Below are 17,756 nucleotides of genomic sequence, written 5' to 3'. Positions count from 1 at the left end.
GATCTCGTGGTTCCCGCTGCCCGCGGGTACTCAGTTGCTCGCGATGCCGAGCGCCGTACGGATCTCGCTTGTCAGCCGCGCGTCCAGGCCGGGCGTGGTCATCCGGTTCTTGATCAGAGCGAAGGAGAACCGATGCGCCGGGTCGGCGAAGGCCGTGCTGCCGCCCGACCCGCTGTGGCCGAAGCCGCCCGCCGGGCGCACCGGCTTCGCTCCGCTGTCCCCGATCACGAAGCCGCCGCCCATCGTGCAGGTGGTGCCCATCATCCTGTCCACCCCGCTCGCCCACCCCGTGGTCGCCTCCTTCAAGGTCGCCGCCGACAGCAGCCGTACACCCTCCAGCTCACCGCCGCAGGCCAGCACCGCGTACAGACGGGCGGCTGCGCGCGCGGTCATGATCCCGTTTGCAGGCAGTGCCGTACGCCGGAAATCGTCGCGGTTACCCAACTCCGCCACCGGCAGCACCCCGTGGGGGACGCAGTCGAAGAACGGCGCCTCGGGTGGTATCCGCTCCAGCCGCGCTGCCCAGCCGCCGTCGTAACAGGTGGCCACCCGCGACGCCAGGTGCTCAGGGACGTGGAAGAGCAGCTCGTCACCGATCCCGAGCGGACCGGCCAGCTCTTCGCGCAGCAGCTGGTCGCAGGTCCGGCCGGTAGCGCGGCGCAGGATCTCGGCCAGCAGCACCCCGTAAGTCCAGGCGTGGTAACCGAACGCACTACCGGGCTCCCACCGCGGCCGCTGCCCGGCGATCCAGTCGGCCATGGCCGGCAGGTCGAGCAACCGCTCCGGGGTCACGTCCGCCGACAGTCCGGGCAACCCGGCCATATGACCGAGCACCTGCCCCAGGGTGATCCGCTCCTTCCCCGCCGCGCCGAACCGCGGCCAGTACCGCGCCACCGGCGCGTCGTACGCCAGCACCCCCTGGTCCACCAGCACCGCGACCAGGGCCGCCGCCACGCCCTTGCCGGTCGACCAGGCAGGCACCAAGGTGTCCGGCCCCATCGGCCGCCCCTCGGCGACGTCGGCCGTCCCCGCCCACGCGTCGACCACCAACTCGCCGTCGCACCAGGCCGCCACCTGCACCCCGGCCTCCGCGCCCGATCCCGTCAGCTCCGCCAGGACTTCCCCGACGCGCCGCTGCGCCGGGTTGTCCGGCACTGTGCTGGTGTGCACAGGCCCTCCTCCCTCCGACCCGGGGGACCGCGATCACGGTCGCCCGCCGACTTCAACGCGGTTGCGACCGGAACCGTTCCGGCGGTCGCTGGCTTCGCGCTGGCATACGCGGTATCGAAGGCCGCTCCTGCGCGCTGTTGAGGGTGCGCTCGGCAGCGTGTCTTCGTACGGTTTTCAGTGCCCGGCTCGGACAGGACGGCAGGGCTTGGCGGTCCCGTGCCGGTCGCACGTTGCACGGGACCGCCCCCGAGTAGTAACTGGCAGTGGTACGGCAAGGTTGAGTACCCCCTGGCGTCTTGCACCTGTGAGGGCTCGGCCGCGCCTCACCGGCCCGCAGACGGTCATGCCCACTCAACGACCAGTTCCCGTAGTGCGTCCAGCTGCTCCGCGCTGAGCTTGTCCCGCCGGGTCTTGGTGTTGGAGACCCATACGCCCAGCTTCACGACCACCGGCTTCGCCTCGCCGTCGACCGCGATTTCCTCGCTGTGGCCGCGCGGCACCGACCGGCCCGCGCCCTCCCGCTCCACCCACTGCGCGAGCGCCGCCAGGCCCCGCTGGAACGCCTGCTGCGCCTTGCTCGGGCCCTTCGCCGCACGCCCGGCCGCCGGGGCGGGAGGCGGCGCATGGGCGGGCCTGACACCCAGCGTGGTCAGCCGCTCCTGCTACTCGGGCAGAAGCCGCGCCCAGGTGCCCGGCTGCGCCTGCTGCTGGAGCCACTTACCGATGTCGTCGCCGTCCATCAGCACGCCGGGGGCGATGTCGGGCAGCTGGCCGTCGGCGTCAACCAGGTCTGCCAGGACGCGGTAGTGCCGCTGCCAGTCCAGCGGCCACGGGCAGGCCCAGTCCGGGTCGATCGCCGTGAGCTGCGCCGCGCGCGGCGGCCCGTTCCGGGTGCTTGCCCAGGCCGTTCTTCGCGCCCTTCCGGCGGAGGTTGGCCATGTACTGTCCGACCGGCACCATTGCCTGGCCCTCGCCCCAGACCGCGTCCTGCCGGGGCGCGAGGTGTCCGGTGGCCCGCCGGTAGGACCGCAGCGCGGCGAGCTTGGCCTCCCACGCCTCTTCGCCGGGCTCCCAGACCATCCCGGCCTCCGGCAAGTCGAGCAGGGTTTTGCGCCGCTGCTCCAGCTCGCCCGCCCGTAGCGCCTTTCGCTGCTGGTGGACCCACCTCCCGAGGGGGAAGTCCTTGGTGACGCCGACCTCGGTCTCCGTGTCGTAGGGGACGGCGTGCAGGCCGGTGATTTCGTTCTCGGCCCGCCAGCGGAGGAGTGCCTGGTAGCCCTCCAGCCACACCAGGCTCTCGGGCCGGTAGACCCGGGTGCGCAGGAACGCGGCGATGGTCGCCGCGTCGCGCGGGCTGGAGAAGTGCAGCAGCGCCGCCTCGGCGGCGGCCTGCGTGTCGTCCTGCTCCTGGTCCTCGCCGTCACCCTCGCCGCCGGTCCCGACGATCCGTCCTTCCTCGTCGCGCCGGATGTGTACCTTGCGCTGTCCGCTGGTGAGTGCGCGGGAGGCGAGTTGCTCGACGGAGTCGTTCATCGTGCGAGCGGAGGCCCTGGAGCACCGCTACAAGGGGGTGGAACGAGGCGCTGGCGACCATGTCGGTCGGGTCCTCGCCCGGCTCCAGGAACACCGGCACGATGATCCTGGCCACCTTCGTGGTTCCGTCCCGGTTGAGCCGGAGCGCGCGGCCGATGTTCTGCACGATCTCCACCTGCGAGCCGCGAGTGTCGGCGAAGCAGACCGCCTCAACGCCCCGCTCGCCGGTGATGTCGACGCCTTCCCCGAGCACGCGAACGCTTGCGAGGAAGGCGCGGTGCGCCCGGCGCCCGGCCGCGTCGATGCCGTTGGCGAACTGCCGCAGGACCTCGCGCCGTTCGCTGACGAGGTGGTCGCCGCACAGCCAGGCCGACCACACCCGGTCCGGGGGTACGTGGCGGCCGGCCTCTAGCTCGTAGAACTCCGCATCGATCGACGACTTCGGCAGATCCCCCTTTTCCTCGCCCTGGCGGCATGCTGGTGGGCCCGGCAGACGGTGGAGTCGACGTTGATGTCCCAGGTGATCAGGTGCTTCGCATCGGCCTGGACCTGCAGGTCGGTGAATATCTGCTTCCAGGTGCCGTCCCGCTGCCAGCGGCGGAATAGGTCGTACACCCGGCCCCAGGGGCCGTATCGCTCCGGGACATCCCGCCACGGTGTCCCGGTCCGGGTCCGCCACCGTATGCCGTCGATCAGCTGTCGCCGCGTCCATATCGCCGGTCGGCCTGGCTTCTTGTTCATGGGCAACAACGTCTCCAGCCGCACCCACTGTGTATCCGTCAGATCTCCACGCGTCGACCGGTGATCATCACGGAGCTTGATCCATCGTGGAAGTGGATGCCAGGCCGGTCATGGACAGGACCGCCTCGACCGTTTCTTCGGGTGTCTGCGCCGCGTTGTCGATCCAGGTTCCTTCCTGCTTGAGCTCTGCGCGCATCGCCGCGTCCAGGGGCGCCCAATCAGTAGCCAAGGCCTTCTGCCGCGCTTGGTTGCGGTGCCACGCGGTGGCCGGGCCTGGAGCCAGGATGACGATGTGGAGCGGCTTGGTCGTGAGCGTCGTGCGATAGAAGTCAAGGTGGGAACGGCGGACCACGACGTCGTCGAGCACGGGGATGAAGCCCGCTCTTACGAAGCTGTCAGCCAGAAGACACGCGTTGCGGGCCCGCAGGAAGATCTGCCGGTCGGCTTCCGCGTTCGCGGTCGTTGAGGGCCATTGGCCACCGCTGACGATCATCTGCTGGAGGGCATCCACCTCAACATGGGCCGACATCCCAAGCCGGGCAGCCAGCGCAGCGGCCACCGTGGACTTACCGCTCCCGGGAATGCCGGTGAGCAGGACAGCACCGGCAGCCGGCTCGCGGTCGATGGATACCGGATGCAAGTTCATGAGAATCCTCCGTGTGGCAGCGATCAAGGCCTTGAGAGGGTAGATGACCACACCGCCCCATAGCCCCGGGCCGTCGACCACTTGATCCACTTCCGATACACGGCCTAGTCGGCCGGGTCCGGCTGGCGGCGTACGTCCGCGTACAGATCGCCCCCGCGGCCCTCCCTCATACCTCGGGAGCGGTCGAGGGCACGTCGTGACGTGCTGATCACAGGGTCCGTTTCTGCGTCGCTGTCTCCCGCGCCTTCCTCAGCTCAACCTGTCCCGTCGTCAGTCCGGGCAGAACAGTCGCTGGAAGCACTGAACAGCTCAGACGGATCGGCAGTGGGGAACGCTGACACCGGGTCAGGCGCGGCGTGACGGCGCCAGGCCGGCCTCGTACGCGACGGTGGCCGCCTCCACTCGGTTGCGCGCGCCCAGCTTCGAGAGCACCGCGCTGACGTGGGCCTTCACCGTGCCTTCGACCAGGTGCAGACTGCTCGCGATCTCTGCGTTGGACTGCCCAGCCCCGAGTCCGGCCAGTACCTGGCGCTCCCGTTCCGTGAGCCGCTCCAGCGAGCGGTGGGGGTGTGCCGCCCGGTGGGCGCGCATCCCGGTGATGACGCGGCCAGCGACTCTGGGGGACAGGTAGGCGCCACCGGCGCTCACCGCCCGTACGCCGTTGAGGAGTTCCCTCGGGTCGTCGGCCTTCAGCAGGAAGCCGTCGGCGCCTTCTTCCAGGGCGCGGGTGATGTACTCGTCCTGGCCGAAGGTGGTCAGCATGATCACACCGACCGTGGCCAGCTCCTGGTGGAGCCGCGCGACCGCCGTCAGCCCGTCCATGCCGGGCATCTGGATGTCCAACAGGACCACGTCCGGCCGGTGCCGGCGGGTGAGCGCGAGGGCCTCGTGCCCGTTGCTCGCCTCGGCGACCACTTCGACGTGCGGGTCCCTGGCCAGGACGGCCAGCACCCCGGCTCGGACCATCGCCTCGTCGTCGGCCATAAGGACCCGGACCGGCCGACTGCCGGGTGTCGTCTCTTCCACGCAGCGAGCCTACGGCCGGTGCGCCGCCGTGCGGACGTCGAGTGCCGCAGATCCGCCCAGGGGCGGAGGGCACCCCTGACGAAAGGCAGGACGCCGCTGCCGTTCGACCGGTGGGAGCGGGCGCCGCGGACTCCTAGCGTCGCTTCCGTACGGGAAACGGGACAGCCGCTCCGGGCCGACCGCACGTCGATGTGCGCCCCCGTCACCGCCGCCGTCACCTTTCGCGAGCTGTACTCCGCGGTCCGTAACCGACACGAAGGAATTCCGTGATCACCCTCCGAGGACTGACCAAACGCTACGGCGACACCCTCGCCGTGGACGAGCTGACATTCGATGTCCGGGCCGGCCGCGTGACCGGCTTCCTCGGCCCCAACGGGGCCGGGAAGTCCACCACCATGCGCATGATTCTCGGCCTGGACCATCCCACGCGCGGGCAGGCCCTGATCGCCGGGCGCCCCTACGCGGACCTGCGCAGGCCGCTGTGCTCGGTCGGCGCGATGCTGGATGCCCGGGCCGTCCACCCGGCCCGTTCCGGCCGCACGCATCTGGTCACCCAGGCCCGGTCGAACGGCATCCCGCTGCGCCGCGTGGACGAGGTGCTGGAGCGGGTGGGCCTGGCCAAGGCGGCCCGTCGGCCTGCGGGCACGTACTTGCTCGGCATGAGCGGGCGGCTCGGGGTGGCGGGTGCCCTGCTCGGCGATCCGCCGGTGCTCGTCCTGGACGAGCCGGTCAACGGCCTCGACCCGGACGGCGTGCGGTGGATTCGCGGGCTCGTCCGGGACCAGGCGGCGGAGGGACGCACCGTGTTCCTCTCTAGCCATCTGATGAGCGAGATGCAGCTGACGGCCGACCATCTCATCGTCATCGGACGCGGGCGGCTGCTGAGCGATACCTCCATGACCGAGTTCCTGGCTGCTGCCTCTCCCGCGTCGGCGCGCGCCGTGGTGCCCGACGCCGAGGAGAGAGCGACGCTGGTGCGGCGTCTGATGGCGGCTGACGGGGTGAGCGTCGAGTCCTCCGGGTCCGGCGAACTCACCGTCGAGGGCCGCACCGCCGCCGAGATCGGTGACCTGGCCCACCACTGCCGAGTCCGGTTGCACCAGCTGAGCGACGTTCGGGTCTCGCTGGAGCAGGCGTACATGGACCTGACCGCACGCAGCGTCGAGTACACGACGGGCAGCAGCGCCGCGGACACGACTGCTGCGCTCGCGGCGCCGAATGAAGGGGGACGACCGTGACCATCCCGACGACACCCGTCAGGCGCGCGGACCCGCCACACGCCGTCCCTGAGACTCCTGGCTGGGGCGCACCCGGAGGTTTCGCCGGGGCCGTCGCCGCCGAGTGGACCAAACTGTGGTCCGTCCGAGCCGCCTGGCTCTGTCTTCTGGCGGGCCTTGCGATCACCGGTGTTTTCACCTACTACTGCGCTTCGATCGCCCGCATCAACGAGCATCCGGTGCAGCGTCTCTAGAACTCTGTGTGTGCCTGTGGTTTCCGGGCTTTTCGGGCGCGGCGTGGCCGTGTGCGGTTGCCGTCCGGTGGTCCGATCCTTGGGGTGAGGGGGTGGACTGCGGTGGCGTGCAGGTGGTGGAAGCCGGTCCGCTCGGCGGCGCGGGTGCGTCGTCGACAGGTTCTGCGTGAGAGCCGCGTGCGTCCGGGTGGAGGAAGGTCTTCCTCCGGCCGGGCGTGGGCGGGTACTCCATGACCTGGCACCGGCCCGGTGGGGGTGGGTGTCGTGGTGTCATGCCCCGCCGGACGCTGGACCATCCCGGTGGGGGTGGTGGCGGGGACCGTACGCGCGTCGGGCATACGGCGGGAAGTCTTCGGGCCCGGGGCCTGCCCTTGGGCGGCGTGCCGGGTGTCTCGGCCACCAGGGCCGGTGGGTCTGCTGGGGGTGGGGTGACCCTTGCCCGGGGTGGTCTTCGGCCCGTGCGGGCGGGGCGGGGCCGTCTGTGCTTGGTGTTGGCGGCGCATGCGGTGGGTGGTCTTCTTCGGGCGGCGGACCGGGGTCACGGTGCCGTCGACGGTGGTGCGGATGGTGCGGGTGTGGGTGGTGGGGTCGGTGGTGGTGTGGGTCTGGGCGAGCAGGCCGCGGGAGACGATCCGGCGGGCGGCGGCATGGTCGCGGTCCATGGACAGCCCGCACCGGGTGCAGTGCGCCCATTTCCAGCCGCGTTCGGCCAGCCGGTCGGGGGCGGGGTGGTGGGTCAGGGTGGCCAGGCAGCCGGGGCACAGCCTGGAGGTGCCGCGGGCCGGGACGGTGACCACCGCGATGCCCGCCTTCGCGGCCAGGTGCCGCATCGCCTGGGCCACGGTGCCGCGCACCTGCCCCGACAGGCGGGCATTGCCACGCCGGTGGCCACGCGCCTCCAGGGTGGCCAGGTCTTCGAGGTAGATGACGCTCGCGCCGAGCGCTGCCGCCTGGTCGACGGCCCAGCGGGCCGCCGCCCGGGCCAGTGCGTCGTTCAGGTGCCGGATCCGGGCACACACCCGCCCGTGCTCGACCTCCAGCACCCGGGCCCGATCGAGGTGTTCGCCCCAGCGAAGGTGCGGGGAGCCGAGGCCATCCGCGAGGGCCCGGTGGTGATCGCGCTTGGCGGCGAGGTGCTCGCGGACGCCGCGCAGCCGGTGCAGGGCGGCGCTGACGGTGGTGGCGTCGAAGATCAGGGGCCGCCCGTCGGTGAGAACCCGCCGGGTCTGTCCTTTGCCGGTCAGGCGGCCGAGCGTGCCGGTGAGCAGGGTGCCCACACCCCAGTCGAAGCCGAGTGCCACGGTATGCCCGCTCGCTTTGGTGGCCGGGGCGGGCCGGGAGTGCGGCAGGTCCACCGCGATCCTTCCGGCCCGGGTGGGGCGCAGGGTGGGGGTGTGCAGCACCGCGTCCGTGGTGACGGTGCCGGGCAGGCGGATGTCGATCCCGTGCCAGGCCCAGTCACGGCCCGAGGCGGGAGCCGCACACAGCGGAAGCTTGAGACGCAAACGGGCGGTGGTCTCGTCCACCCTGGCCAGGGTGACCTGCTGGCGGTCCATCGCGGCAAGCAGCACCAACTCGCCGACCTGCGGTGGTCCCTCCAGCACGCACAATCCGGCGGGCAGGTACCCGTGCTCGGTCACGTACGCACGGATCTGGCGGGTGCGGTTGCGGATTTCGGCACCGCTCACGCCGGCGGGCAGCAGCTTCCGCAGCGCCGCCCACTCCGCCTCGGTGCGCCGCCTCGGATCGGTGGGCCAGGTGGCCAGGATCGCGGTCACGATGGTGCGCCGGTGCAGGGCCAGGCGCAGAGTCCTGGCCGCGTACTCCTCGGCACCGCGGCGCACCCGGTCCGACACATACACCCCGGCCGGGAGTGTGACGGCCTGCGGCCAGTCCAGGCGGCGCATCGCCATCCACCCCTTGGACGGCAGCGCCTCGCCCCGCTCGTCGACCCCGGCGGCCAGCACGTCCAGGGAGTCCTCGTCCCACCGCGAAGCCACCAGAGCACCGGTCAGCTCCTGACTCAACCGGGCCCAAAACCCCACCCGTTCGAACAGCAAGCCCTGCCCGACCCGCTCACCGCTGCTCTCCAGGACACCACGGAAGGCGGTACAGGTGGCCGTCGCCATCAACTTGGCCACACCCATCCCCCTTCCTTTTCCGCACGATCCCGGTCAGTCCCCCGAAGCGGCCACCCCCGGCGCTTTGATCGGACTAACGAACGACCCTCACACAAGGACACGGCCTTACCGTGTCCCGTCGATCCGCCCGAGCCCTCCGCACCCCGGGGCACCGCAATGCACGGGGAAACCAAGATCGTCGACGTCCCACGACGCAGAGAAGGAGGAACCCCCCTCACAACAACAGCGGAAACCGTTACCAGGAAGGAGGAAACGGGTGGGAGAGTCCGAGGAACCGTCCCAATAACGCGAAGCAGCATCAACCAGCCTGCTTAAGCCAAACCCCCAACAGTTGAAGACCCTGTCGGGAACGCGGCGGCCTCCTCCGCCGTCCTCGTCCAGTTCACCGTCGTCGTCCTGGCCACGGTCGCGGTCACCTCCGAGTACGCGACGGGCAGCGTGCGGGCTTCCCTCCTGTCAGTTCCTCGGCGGCACCGGGTCCACGCCGCGAAGGCACTGGTGGCGGCCGTGGTGGCGTTCGTCGCCGGCACCACGTTCGCCGTCGTGGGCGCGGCGGTGGCCTGGGTGGGGTTCGACGGACGGGCCTCCTTCGCGGCCGGCCCGAGCCTCCGTCAGGTCCTCGCGGTCGGTCTCTACGAGGCGTTGGTCGCTGTGCTGAGCGTCGGGGTGGCGTTCGCCACGCGTCATCCGGCAGGCGCGCTTTCGATCCTCGTCACCCTTCTGTGGGCGCTGCCCAGCATCCTCCTGGGCCTGGGAGGCCCGACGCTCGCGGACCTCAACGACCAGCTGCCGCACGGCGCAGGGGACCACTTCATGCGCCCCGCCGCCGAGACACCGTACGGGCCGGTGACGGGGGTCCTGATCGTGGCGGCGTGGGCCGCGACCGCGCACCTGATCGGCCTGTACGTGCTGCGTCGACGGGACGCCTGACTCCGACGCCGGTGGCGGCCCGAAGCCCTCGCCGGGCCCGCTTTCGCGCCGGACGTCCGGGCCCGTCCCGCAGAATCGACTCGGAAAGGTGAGGACATCCACCAGAAGGACGGTCGACGCACCATGCCGTACATACACATGCCCCCGGCCAGACTCGTGTGCGGTGACGTGGCCCTGTGGAGCGTGCTCGCCGCTGCCACCGGCTACGGGTTCAGGGACGCGGGCGTTGCACCCTCGCCGGTCCAGGACCTGTGTCTCCCGTTGGCCGTCCTGGCGGTGGCCGTGCCGCTGTCCCGCCGCCGGCCGGGGACCGCGGTCGTCCTGGTCAACGGGCTGTGCGCGCTGGGCATGGCCGACTCCGCGACCCCCGCCAACGCCCACGTTCTCTCGCTGGCCGCCCTGAGTTGTCTGCTGGGGGCCCGGGTCGCCGCGGCACGGCGCCCGCTCCTGGTGCTGGCCAGCTGCCTTGCCGTCGATCTCGCGACGTGCGCGGTGCTGCGGACGCAGGCCGTGTGGTGGTTCTACGCGCTGACTGTGCTGCCCGCCGCTCTCCTGCTGCCCTGGCTGGCCGGACGGCACTGGCGCGGCCGACGCGAACTCGTACGGGAGGGCTGGCGGCTGGCCCGGAGCCTGGAGGAGCGCCAGCACCTGGTCGCGGAACGGGCGCGGCTGACCGAACGCGCGGACATCGCGGCCGACATGCACGACTCTCTCGGGCACGCGCTGAGCCTGGTCGCCCTGTGCGCTGGCGCCCTGGAACTCTCTCCCGACCTCACCGACCGCGACCGCACCGACCTCGCCGAGCTGCGCGGGACGATCGCGGACGCCGTGGAGCAACTGCGCGAGACCGTCGCGGTCCTGCACGACCCGGCCGGAACGGAACCCGGAACGGGCCTGCCCGTCACCGACACCGTCGAGGACCTCCTCGGGCGGGCGGCCGCCTCCGGAGTGCCGGTGCGCTGGGAGCAGCACGGGGCGATGCCCATACTGTCCGCCCTGGTCCAACGGGGTATCTACCGGGCGGTGCAGGAGGCACTCACCAACGCGGTGAAGCACGCGCCGGACGGCGAGATCCGGGTGCGGATCTCACACGAGGCCGACCGTACCCGCGTGAACGTCGTGAACGCCGCTCCGCCGGCCGACCGGCCGGCGTTCGCGGCCGAAGGCCCGATGATCGGCGCCGGTGGCCGGGGCCTGACGGGGCTCAGGGAACGGGTGACGGTACTCGGCGGCTCCTTGTGGACCGGCCCATACCAGGGTGGATTCCGCGTCACCGCCGTCCTCCCGCACCAGGTCGCGGCCTGCCCGGGAACGCCGACGCCGCAACCGGAGACGGCGCCCGCACCCTGCGGGCCGCACGCAGGATCCGCTCACCCGGGTACGGACACCGTCGTACCGGAGTCCGTCAAACGGCTCGCCTCCGTACGGAATGCCGCCCGTCGCCGCCTTCGCGGCTCCTGTCGTCGCAGCCGCCTTCTTCGTACCCTCAGCCGTCTACCTGGCCTGGCAGTTGACAACCAGCGTGCTGCCGCCGTCCCGGTTCGACGAGCTGACCACCGGCCGGCCCCGCGCCGAACTCGCTTCCTTGCTGCCGGCCCACGCCTACCCCTACCCGCCCGACCACGCCCGTTCCGCACCTCAACCGCCCGGTCTCCGTTGCGAGTTCTACCGATCCGGCCGCGACCTGTTGACCGAGGTCGACCTCTACCGGCTCTGCTGGTCAGGCAACACGCTGGCGACGAAGGACACCGTGCCCGCAAGCCGACCGACAGCCCCGTGGCCACCTTCCGCACCGTCGAGGAGGAGCTGAACCGCAGCGATCCAGGACTGGTGAAGATCATTACCGACCAGCAGGTCGAGCTACGTTGAGCGAGAGGACGAGAACCACGTGGATGTGTATGAAGCCGTGGACGGCCGCCGGGCCGTGCGGGCGTTCAGCGACGAGCCGGTACCCCGAGAGGTTCTCGAACGAGTGCTGACTGCAGCGACGCGGGCTCCGTCGAGTGGGAACCTCCAGCCGTGGCATGCCTATGTCGTGGCCGGCGAGCCCCTGGCTGAACTGAAGAGGCGCGCGACGGCCAGGGCACTGGCGGGCGACCCGGGCGACGAGCGGGAGCATCCGATGTACCCGGCCGAACTGGCCTCGCCGTATATGGACCGCTTCGCCGCCGCAGCCGCCCAGCGGTACGAAGCGTTGGGCATCGAGCGCGACGACCCCGACAGGCCCATGAAGATCGCCGCCTTGAACTCGGAGGCGTTCGGGGCGCCGGTCGTGCTGTTCTGCTACCTCGACCGGACGATGGGCCCTGGGCAGTGGGCGGACGCGGGGATGTATTTGCAGACGGTCATGCTGTTGCTGAGGGCGGAAGGGTTGCACAGCTGCCCCCAGGTGATGTGGACGATGTATCGCAAGACCGTCAGCCAGATGGTCGGGGCCGACGACGGGCTCGTGCTGTTCTGCGGTGTCTCGGTGGGATTCGAGAAGGAAGGCGCGCCACGGCTGCGCACTGGGCGGGCGGACATGACGGAAACAGTGAGCTTCATCGGAATGTGACCATCAGGCGGTCAAGATCCGCAGGATCAGCAGGCGCGACCGTCTCTATGTCCTCGTACTCGCCGACGCCGACCTCGTGGTCGACGGACTCCTCATCGACTTCAAGAGCGACAAGCACCCGCACCGCTTCCCCAAGGCGAGCGCCTGGCAACTGCTCGGCTACCTCCTGCTCGACACCGCCGACCACTACCGGATCGACACCGTCGGCTTCTACCTCTCCCGTTCCGCCGTCCTGGCCACCTGGCCGGTGGAGGGCTACCTCGACCTCCTTGGCACCTGCCGCCGCGAGCTTGCTGCACTGCGCTCCGTCTTCGCCGAACTCCTCGCCGGCTGCCGGGCCGACGCTGAGCCGTACACCCCGGAAGACGAAGACCGTGTCCGGCGGCTGCTCCAGAACCTGGCCCCGGTCATCGAGGCCGGCCACTGCCCCACCTGTGCCCAGCCGCTGCCCGAGGCCACCCGCCGCCCCCGCAAGTACTGCACCACCTGGTGCCGCAGCCGCGACCAGGCCATGCGCCGCAAGGGTCTCCTCCCCGGCGGCCCCGTTCCGGCTCTGCCACGCCCGCGAAAGGAGCGCCTGAACCCCCAGAAGACGCGGAGATTGTGAGCCTCACACCGCATTTGCGCAGGTAGACACGTTGCGCAGCAAGGCTGTGAGGGTGTGAGACGGAGCTCGCGGCTGCACTCTCCTACGTTCCGACCGCGGGCTCTACCGGGCCGCCACGCGGCGCTTCCCCGCCCCGGCCTTGGCGGTTCGGGATGCCCCGGGGGAGGCTGGAGAGGGGGCAGGAGGCCGTCATGCGCGTCCAGGACATCCAGATCGGCGAGACCTACCAGGTCAAGGTCCCCCAGCGACTGCCGCCGACCCTCCGCCACCATATCCCCCGCACCCATGCCGACTTCGCCGCCGACATGCGACTGAACCTGCGCCGCGGCGACCGCTTCGACCTCACCGTCACCGGTATCGACCCCGAGGGCGCCACCGTCGACGGCTACGAGGCCACCACCAACCGGGTCACCCTGCGCCTCACCGCCGACCAGATCGAACTTCTGGACCTCCCCGCCGGCCCCGAGTACGAGATCGACGGCTTCGTCACCGACACCGACGGCAACGAGGTCACCCTCCCCGCCGCCATCACCTACACCGTCCTGCCCGCCGTCTGGCTGCATCCCCTCGAAGAACCCGTCCCCCTCGCCTCCAGCACCGCCCGGTTCTACCGCGCCCGGGTACAGGCACAGGCCACCGGGATGACGGTCCAGGACGTCGCTCGCGCCGCTGAGGACGCACAGGAATACCAGCGCGACATCGCCGGGCAGGCACTGGACAGCTACCGAGCCGAGGAATGGCTCCGCACCGCCGAAGTGGAACACCAGGAATGGCTCCGGATCTCAGCACTCATGACAGACAAGGCAATGAAGACGTACGCCCCGCAGAGCGACCCGCAAGGAATGACACCCCACTCCTGAGAAGCACGCTCCCGTCCCCCTGACCGTCGCGGCTGAGATCGCTTCGCGCGCCCGTGCGGCAGGTCAGATGCGCGGTCGCGTCCAGTGAGACAGGAATCGTAGGTGTGCGCCGGCCGCCCCCGCGCGCTTTGAAATCTGTGAGTCTCGCAGCCCATTTCCCCAGGTAGGCGCGCTGCTCTGTGAGGTGTGATAGCTGTGAGAGCAGCCGTCGGCCAGGGCCTGCTGTCCTCTGACAAGTGATCTTGGCCGTTTGCCAGGAGATTTTGACGACCAGCAGTTCCCTGCCACCTGATCTTGACCGATGGTCCTCCGTGAGCCAGGTGTCGTTTTGGTCGGACATCCCGTTGGGCCCCTTCCCGGCCTGAGATGATCAGCGGGACCGTACGAATGAACGCAGAGGTGGGGAACATGGTCGGCCTGGTGCTGCTCGGCGTCTTGGTGCTCGCCGCCGGCGGGTGTGCGTGTGTGGTGTGGGCGGAGCGCGGCGGGCCCCGCTGGGTCCGCGGCGTGGCGACCGTGACGCTCGCCGCGAGCGAGCTGGTGCGTCGCTCCGAGAAGAACCGGCGCCGGAGTCTGAACCGGACCACCAGCGACGGCGAGTAGGAACGGACGAAGCGGCCTGAACCGGGCGGTCAAAGTCGCCTGGCAATCGGTCAAGATCACTTGTCAGAGGTCACCTGCGGCTGCTGCATGGTGCTGCTGATCGTCGTGGTGGTGGCTGGGATGGTGGTTCGTGGCGCAGCGCAGCATTTGCACGACCCGGGCGGGACAAGGGTGCCGCTGCTCCGCAAGATGACCGCGCCGCAGCTCCCTACCTGATCGGCCTCCGCGACACGGCCGCATTGCTGGCCGGATTCGCCCTCGCCGCCTGCCGCAGGACCGCGTGGGTGGTGTGGTCAGCCGAGGAAGGACAGCCGGACTTGGCGTTCGGGGCTCTCCCGGTTGGAGTTCACCAGTACAACGGACTGCGAGGCCCCCAGCTCCAGCTCACCATTGACTACGGGCAGCGTGGCGTGTGGTGGTACCAGTGCCGGGAGCACGTGCTCACTGCCGTGGCCTGGACGACCGTGGCGGGCTCGCCAACGGTCGTCCGCGGGAAGAATTTCGCGGAGGGCTGCCAACAGGTCATCGTCACTGCCCGCGCCGGTCTCGATGATCGCCAGGCCGGATGTCGCGTGGGGGGTGAAAACGTTCAGCAGTCCGTTTCGCCCATGAGCGACCTCCCGGAGGAACGCGGAGCATGCGTTGGTCAGGTCGTGCATGGTCTCAGTGCCGCCGGTTGCAATGTTGATGGTGCGGGTGGTGAAGGTGCCGGTCATACTTCACCGGTACCCATCGCGGAGCAAAGCACTAAGGGCTGGATGGGTTGTTCCTCCGGGACTCCGCCGGTAGGGGCACGTGCTCGCCGGGCGCGGTAGTGAGATATCCGGGCGAAGACCCGGCCACCGCACTCCGGACACGTCAACTCCGCTCCCCGGACACGGTGAATATCCGCCCAGTCGTGTCCGCAGCCGAGGTCGTCAAGCGACGCGTCCAATCGTCCCCACCTCGGATGCACGGCTGTGTACCCCACATCGCCCCCAGTCGTCCGACTGAGGGACAGCGTCCCCAACTTGTGATGCGCTCCCACACCAGTTCTAAAGAACGGCGAGATTCCTTACCGAGCCGCATCTGCACGGCTCGGAACGCCCACTACGCGAAGCAAGCTGCGAGAACCTGGAGAACGGCATCACGGCCCGCCGCTACGCCCTCACCGGTGACCGCCGTATCCTGCACGGCACCGTCCTCTGACGTGTTCCCCAAGCACGAGAAACGGCGCTGCACAGTTGCTGCAGCGCCGTCTCACTTCGGCTGGCTGGTCAGGGAACGCGCTTGAGTTTGGTGATGGGCGTGACGTTGCCCTTGGCCTTCGCCTCGGCCTTGCAGGCCTTCTCCTGCAGAAACGGCGTTCGTACTCGTCCTCGAAGTCGCCGGCGTCCAGTCGCATGTCCTTGGGCAGGGCCTTGATGGCGCGCTGCTGCTCGCGCGGGTCGTTGAAGGCGGCGATCATCGGGTGGAGCTGGAAACGGCCGCGGCGGACCACAGTGATCAGCCGGGCGGCGACCAGGTGCGGCATGGCCCGGCTGATCATGCCGCGTTCCATAGCGAGTCCAGTGGCGAGTTCGTCGTGTGTGGCGACCACGAGGCCACCGGTCTCCTGCTCGGTCATCATGTGCAGCAGCAGCGTGTAGGCGGTCGGAGGAAGCCGCGGCACGTACGCGCCTCGGCACCGTCACACTCGCAGCCCTCATGATCTGGCTCCGAACCTGATCCGAGAAACAGCGCCTAGCCCCATCCTCCGCACATGACCGGATCGGATGATCCGGTCATGTGGCCGGTACCTGGACGGGTGTGGTTCGTTGAGTGGGATGTGCCGATATCTCGTACACGTCGTTCCCGGGTCCAGCGTCCCCGCATGGCGGTGGAGTTGACCTCTGTGGTGGAGAGGCGTCTGGGCGCTCTGCCTGCCTCTGCCGAGTTTCTGCGCCGGCTGGACGTGGCCGGGATCATCGACGAACTGTGCCCGGTGCGGGACGTGGCGCATCTGACCCACGGGCAGGTCATCGAGGTGCTGGTCGCCAACCGTCTGTCCTCGCCCACGTCGATGGTCCGGGTGGAGGACTGGGCACGGAAGTGGGCCGTGGAGGAAGTCTTCGGCGTAGAGCCTGGGCTGCTCAACGATGATCGGCTCGTCCGTGCGCTGGACGCGATCGCGCCGAATCTGGAGGAGATCACCGGCTCGGTCGGCGCGCAGGCCATCACGGAGTTCGGCGTCGATGTCACTCAGATTCACTGGGACATGACCTCGCTGTCGCTGTTCGGTGCCTACGAGGACCAGGAAGAAGGCTTCCCGCAGGTCAGGTACGGTCACCCCAAGGACCGGCGAGTGGACCTGAAGCAGATCCAGGCCGGGCTGGCCGTCAGCCGCGACGGCGGCATCCCGCTCTTCCACCGGGTCTACGACGGCGGCGCGGGCGAGGTCGCCCAGGTCGTCGGCGCGATGAAGGCCCTGCGGAAGATCGCCGACCGCAAGGACTTCCTGCTGGTCGCGGACTCCAAGCTCGTGTCGTACCCGAACATCACCGCGCTGCTGGACGCGAAGGTCGACTTCATCGCCCCGCTCCCGGCCGCCCAGGTCAAGGACGAGGTCTACGCCGCCTTGGACGTGGACTCCGCTCAGCTGGTCGGCTACGTCAACGACCGCGACCGCGAGCGGAATACCCCCGCCGATCAGCGGGAGTCCTACCGGGTTCTGGAAGACGTCCACGTCATGGCCGGGCCCCGCAAGCGTGATCCCGTACATACCTTGCGGCGGATCCTGGTCCACTCCACCGGCAACGCCAAAGGCCAGCAGGCCGCCCGTGCCAAACGCCTGGCCAGGGCGGCGGAGGACCTGGACAAACTGCAGTGTTCCGCCGGCGGCCGCTACTACAACACCGCCGCCAAGGTCGAGGCCCGGATCGGCGTGATCGCCAAGACCCGCCGCGTGGCGAGCTGCCTGCGCACCACCGTCACCACCGATACCGACGGCCGCCCGTCGCTGACCTGGCACTTCGACCAGGACGTCCTGGACGCGCAGGCCGCCGCCGACGGCTGGTACGCCCTGGTCACCCGACTCACTCCCGAGCAGGCCGACGCCGCCGAGGCCTTACGGCGCTACAAGGGCCAAGGCGTAGTCGAACGCCGCTACAGCGACTTCAAGGGCCCGCTCGCGGTCGCGCCGGTCTTCCTGGAACACAATCGACGCATCGCCGCCCTGATCAGTGTGATCTGCCTCGCGCTGCTGGTGTTCTGCCTGATCGAACGCCAAGTACGCCAGGCCCTGGGCCCCGAGCAGACTATGAGCGGCCTCTACCCCGACAACCGCAGGGTCCGCCCCACCGGACGCATGATCCTCTACCACCTCGACAGCCTCATGCTCCGCCCCGGCACCGCCACCGACCCGCCCACCATCCTCATCAGCCAAGGAGTCCAAGCACACCTGCTCGAACTCCTCGGCATCGATGAAACCAGACCCCGCTGGCTGGAGACCTAAAT

Annotated in this window: 15 protein-coding genes and 3 pseudogenes; 10 read left to right on the top strand and 8 right to left on the bottom strand. The window is 69.9% G+C overall.

Annotation, left to right across the window (positions count from 1 at the left end; translation table 11 throughout):
* Nucleotides 1-30: 30 nt before the first annotated feature.
* From OG395_RS54335 to OG395_RS54315, 5 genes and pseudogenes are all read right to left on the bottom strand, one after another.
* Nucleotides 31-1,170, bottom strand: a complete 1,140-nt coding sequence (locus tag OG395_RS54335; protein ID WP_327241191.1) for a serine hydrolase domain-containing protein — start codon at nucleotides 1,168-1,170, stop codon at nucleotides 31-33.
* 341 nt (nucleotides 1,171-1,511) lie between these two features.
* Nucleotides 1,512-3,151, bottom strand: a pseudogene (locus OG395_RS54330) (Helicase associated domain protein); the annotation flags it as partial.
* A 2-nt stretch (nucleotides 3,152-3,153) separates the two neighbouring features.
* Nucleotides 3,154-3,525, bottom strand: a pseudogene (locus tag OG395_RS54325) (transposase); the annotation flags it as partial.
* Complete coding sequence (locus OG395_RS54320; RefSeq protein ID WP_327241192.1) at nucleotides 3,512-4,090, bottom strand: AAA family ATPase; 579 nt, start codon at nucleotides 4,088-4,090, stop codon at nucleotides 3,512-3,514. The pseudogene OG395_RS54325 and the gene OG395_RS54320, both read right to left, overlap by 14 nt.
* A 345-nt stretch (nucleotides 4,091-4,435) precedes the next feature.
* On the bottom strand, nucleotides 4,436-5,074 hold the full coding sequence (locus OG395_RS54315) for a response regulator transcription factor (protein ID WP_327249220.1): 639 nt from the start codon (nucleotides 5,072-5,074) through the stop codon (nucleotides 4,436-4,438).
* A 308-nt stretch (nucleotides 5,075-5,382) separates the two neighbouring features.
* Here OG395_RS54315 and OG395_RS54310 point away from each other — a divergent pair, with 308 nt between their 5' ends.
* Nucleotides 5,383-6,354 carry an ATP-binding cassette domain-containing protein gene (locus OG395_RS54310; protein WP_327241193.1) on the top strand — a complete coding sequence of 324 codons (972 nt, stop codon included), beginning with the start codon at nucleotides 5,383-5,385 and terminating at the stop codon, nucleotides 6,352-6,354.
* Nucleotides 6,351-6,578: pseudogene (locus tag OG395_RS54305) on the top strand (ABC transporter permease); the annotation flags it as partial. The gene OG395_RS54310 and the pseudogene OG395_RS54305, both read left to right, overlap by 4 nt.
* Before the next feature lie 5 nt (nucleotides 6,579-6,583).
* Here OG395_RS54305 and OG395_RS54300 read toward each other — a convergent pair.
* Nucleotides 6,584-8,734 (bottom strand): zinc ribbon domain-containing protein, encoded by a 2,151-nt coding sequence (locus tag OG395_RS54300; protein ID WP_327249207.1) that lies wholly within the window; start codon nucleotides 8,732-8,734, stop codon nucleotides 6,584-6,586.
* Between the two features lie 432 nt (nucleotides 8,735-9,166).
* Here OG395_RS54300 and OG395_RS54295 point away from each other — a divergent pair, with 432 nt between their 5' ends.
* From OG395_RS54295 to OG395_RS54265, 7 genes are all read left to right on the top strand, one after another.
* A complete protein-coding gene (locus OG395_RS54295; RefSeq protein WP_327241195.1) occupies nucleotides 9,167-9,658 on the top strand; it encodes a hypothetical protein in 492 nt (163 codons plus the stop codon).
* Between the two features lie 123 nt (nucleotides 9,659-9,781).
* Nucleotides 9,782-11,527, top strand: coding sequence for a sensor histidine kinase (locus OG395_RS54290; RefSeq protein ID WP_327241196.1), 1,746 nt, complete (start codon nucleotides 9,782-9,784; stop codon nucleotides 11,525-11,527).
* A 19-nt stretch (nucleotides 11,528-11,546) separates the two neighbouring features.
* Nucleotides 11,547-12,212 (top strand): nitroreductase, encoded by a 666-nt coding sequence (locus OG395_RS54285; RefSeq protein ID WP_327241197.1) that lies wholly within the window; start codon nucleotides 11,547-11,549, stop codon nucleotides 12,210-12,212.
* 76 nt (nucleotides 12,213-12,288) lie between these two features.
* Nucleotides 12,289-12,819: a hypothetical protein gene (locus OG395_RS54280; protein WP_327241198.1), complete on the top strand. Its 531-nt coding sequence runs from the start codon at nucleotides 12,289-12,291 to the stop codon at nucleotides 12,817-12,819.
* Nucleotides 12,820-13,010: 191 nt separating this feature from the next.
* The gene (locus OG395_RS54275) at nucleotides 13,011-13,679 is read left to right on the top strand and encodes a hypothetical protein (protein WP_327241199.1); all 669 of its coding nucleotides are present in this window, start codon (nucleotides 13,011-13,013) and stop codon (nucleotides 13,677-13,679) included.
* Nucleotides 13,680-14,066: 387 nt separating this feature from the next.
* Nucleotides 14,067-14,282, top strand: a complete 216-nt coding sequence (locus tag OG395_RS54270) for a hypothetical protein (RefSeq protein ID WP_373302700.1) — start codon at nucleotides 14,067-14,069, stop codon at nucleotides 14,280-14,282.
* Nucleotides 14,283-14,369: 87 nt separating this feature from the next.
* Nucleotides 14,370-14,498 (top strand): hypothetical protein, encoded by a 129-nt coding sequence (locus tag OG395_RS54265; RefSeq protein WP_327241200.1) that lies wholly within the window; start codon nucleotides 14,370-14,372, stop codon nucleotides 14,496-14,498.
* A gap of 77 nt (nucleotides 14,499-14,575) precedes the next feature.
* Here OG395_RS54265 and OG395_RS54260 read toward each other — a convergent pair whose 3' ends face one another.
* Together OG395_RS54260 and OG395_RS54255 are read right to left on the bottom strand one after the other, a co-directional pair.
* Nucleotides 14,576-14,998 carry a YjbQ family protein gene (locus OG395_RS54260; protein WP_327241201.1) on the bottom strand — a complete coding sequence of 141 codons (423 nt, stop codon included), beginning with the start codon at nucleotides 14,996-14,998 and terminating at the stop codon, nucleotides 14,576-14,578.
* Nucleotides 14,999-15,429: 431 nt separating this feature from the next.
* Nucleotides 15,430-15,933: a hypothetical protein gene (locus OG395_RS54255; protein WP_327241202.1), complete on the bottom strand. Its 504-nt coding sequence runs from the start codon at nucleotides 15,931-15,933 to the stop codon at nucleotides 15,430-15,432.
* Nucleotides 15,934-16,134: 201 nt separating this feature from the next.
* Between OG395_RS54255 and OG395_RS54250 the strand changes: the two genes are divergently transcribed.
* Complete coding sequence (locus OG395_RS54250) at nucleotides 16,135-17,754, top strand: IS1634 family transposase (RefSeq protein ID WP_327241203.1); 1,620 nt, start codon at nucleotides 16,135-16,137, stop codon at nucleotides 17,752-17,754.
* Nucleotides 17,755-17,756: the final 2 nt, after the last annotated feature.

It is taken from the genome of Streptomyces sp. NBC_01320 (assembly GCF_035974375.1).
GTDB classification, from domain to species: Bacteria; Actinomycetota; Actinomycetes; order Streptomycetales; family Streptomycetaceae; genus Streptomyces; species Streptomyces yanii.
The sequence above is the reverse complement of the archived record's forward strand: the minus strand, read 5'-3'. Positions and strand labels throughout refer to the sequence as shown.

What these genes read in the sequence shown, in the direction of transcription:
- OG395_RS54265 (WP_327241200.1), top strand. Translation starts at nt 14,370, where the DNA reads ATGGTGCTGCTGATCGTCGTGGTGGTGGCTGGGATGGTGGTTCGTGGC.
- OG395_RS54300 (WP_327249207.1), bottom strand. Translation starts at nt 8,734, where the DNA reads ATGGGTGTGGCCAAGTTGATGGCGACGGCCACCTGTACCGCCTTCCGT.
- OG395_RS54290 (WP_327241196.1), top strand. Translation starts at nt 9,782, where the DNA reads ATGCCGTACATACACATGCCCCCGGCCAGACTCGTGTGCGGTGACGTG.
- OG395_RS54270 (WP_373302700.1), top strand. Translation starts at nt 14,067, where the DNA reads ATGAACGCAGAGGTGGGGAACATGGTCGGCCTGGTGCTGCTCGGCGTC.
- OG395_RS54315 (WP_327249220.1), bottom strand. Translation starts at nt 5,074, where the DNA reads ATGGCCGACGACGAGGCGATGGTCCGAGCCGGGGTGCTGGCCGTCCTG.
- OG395_RS54320 (WP_327241192.1), bottom strand. Translation starts at nt 4,090, where the DNA reads ATGAACTTGCATCCGGTATCCATCGACCGCGAGCCGGCTGCCGGTGCT.
- OG395_RS54275 (WP_327241199.1), top strand. Translation starts at nt 13,011, where the DNA reads ATGCGCGTCCAGGACATCCAGATCGGCGAGACCTACCAGGTCAAGGTC.
- OG395_RS54260 (WP_327241201.1), bottom strand. Translation starts at nt 14,998, where the DNA reads ATGACCGGCACCTTCACCACCCGCACCATCAACATTGCAACCGGCGGC.
- OG395_RS54250 (WP_327241203.1), top strand. Translation starts at nt 16,135, where the DNA reads ATGGCGGTGGAGTTGACCTCTGTGGTGGAGAGGCGTCTGGGCGCTCTG.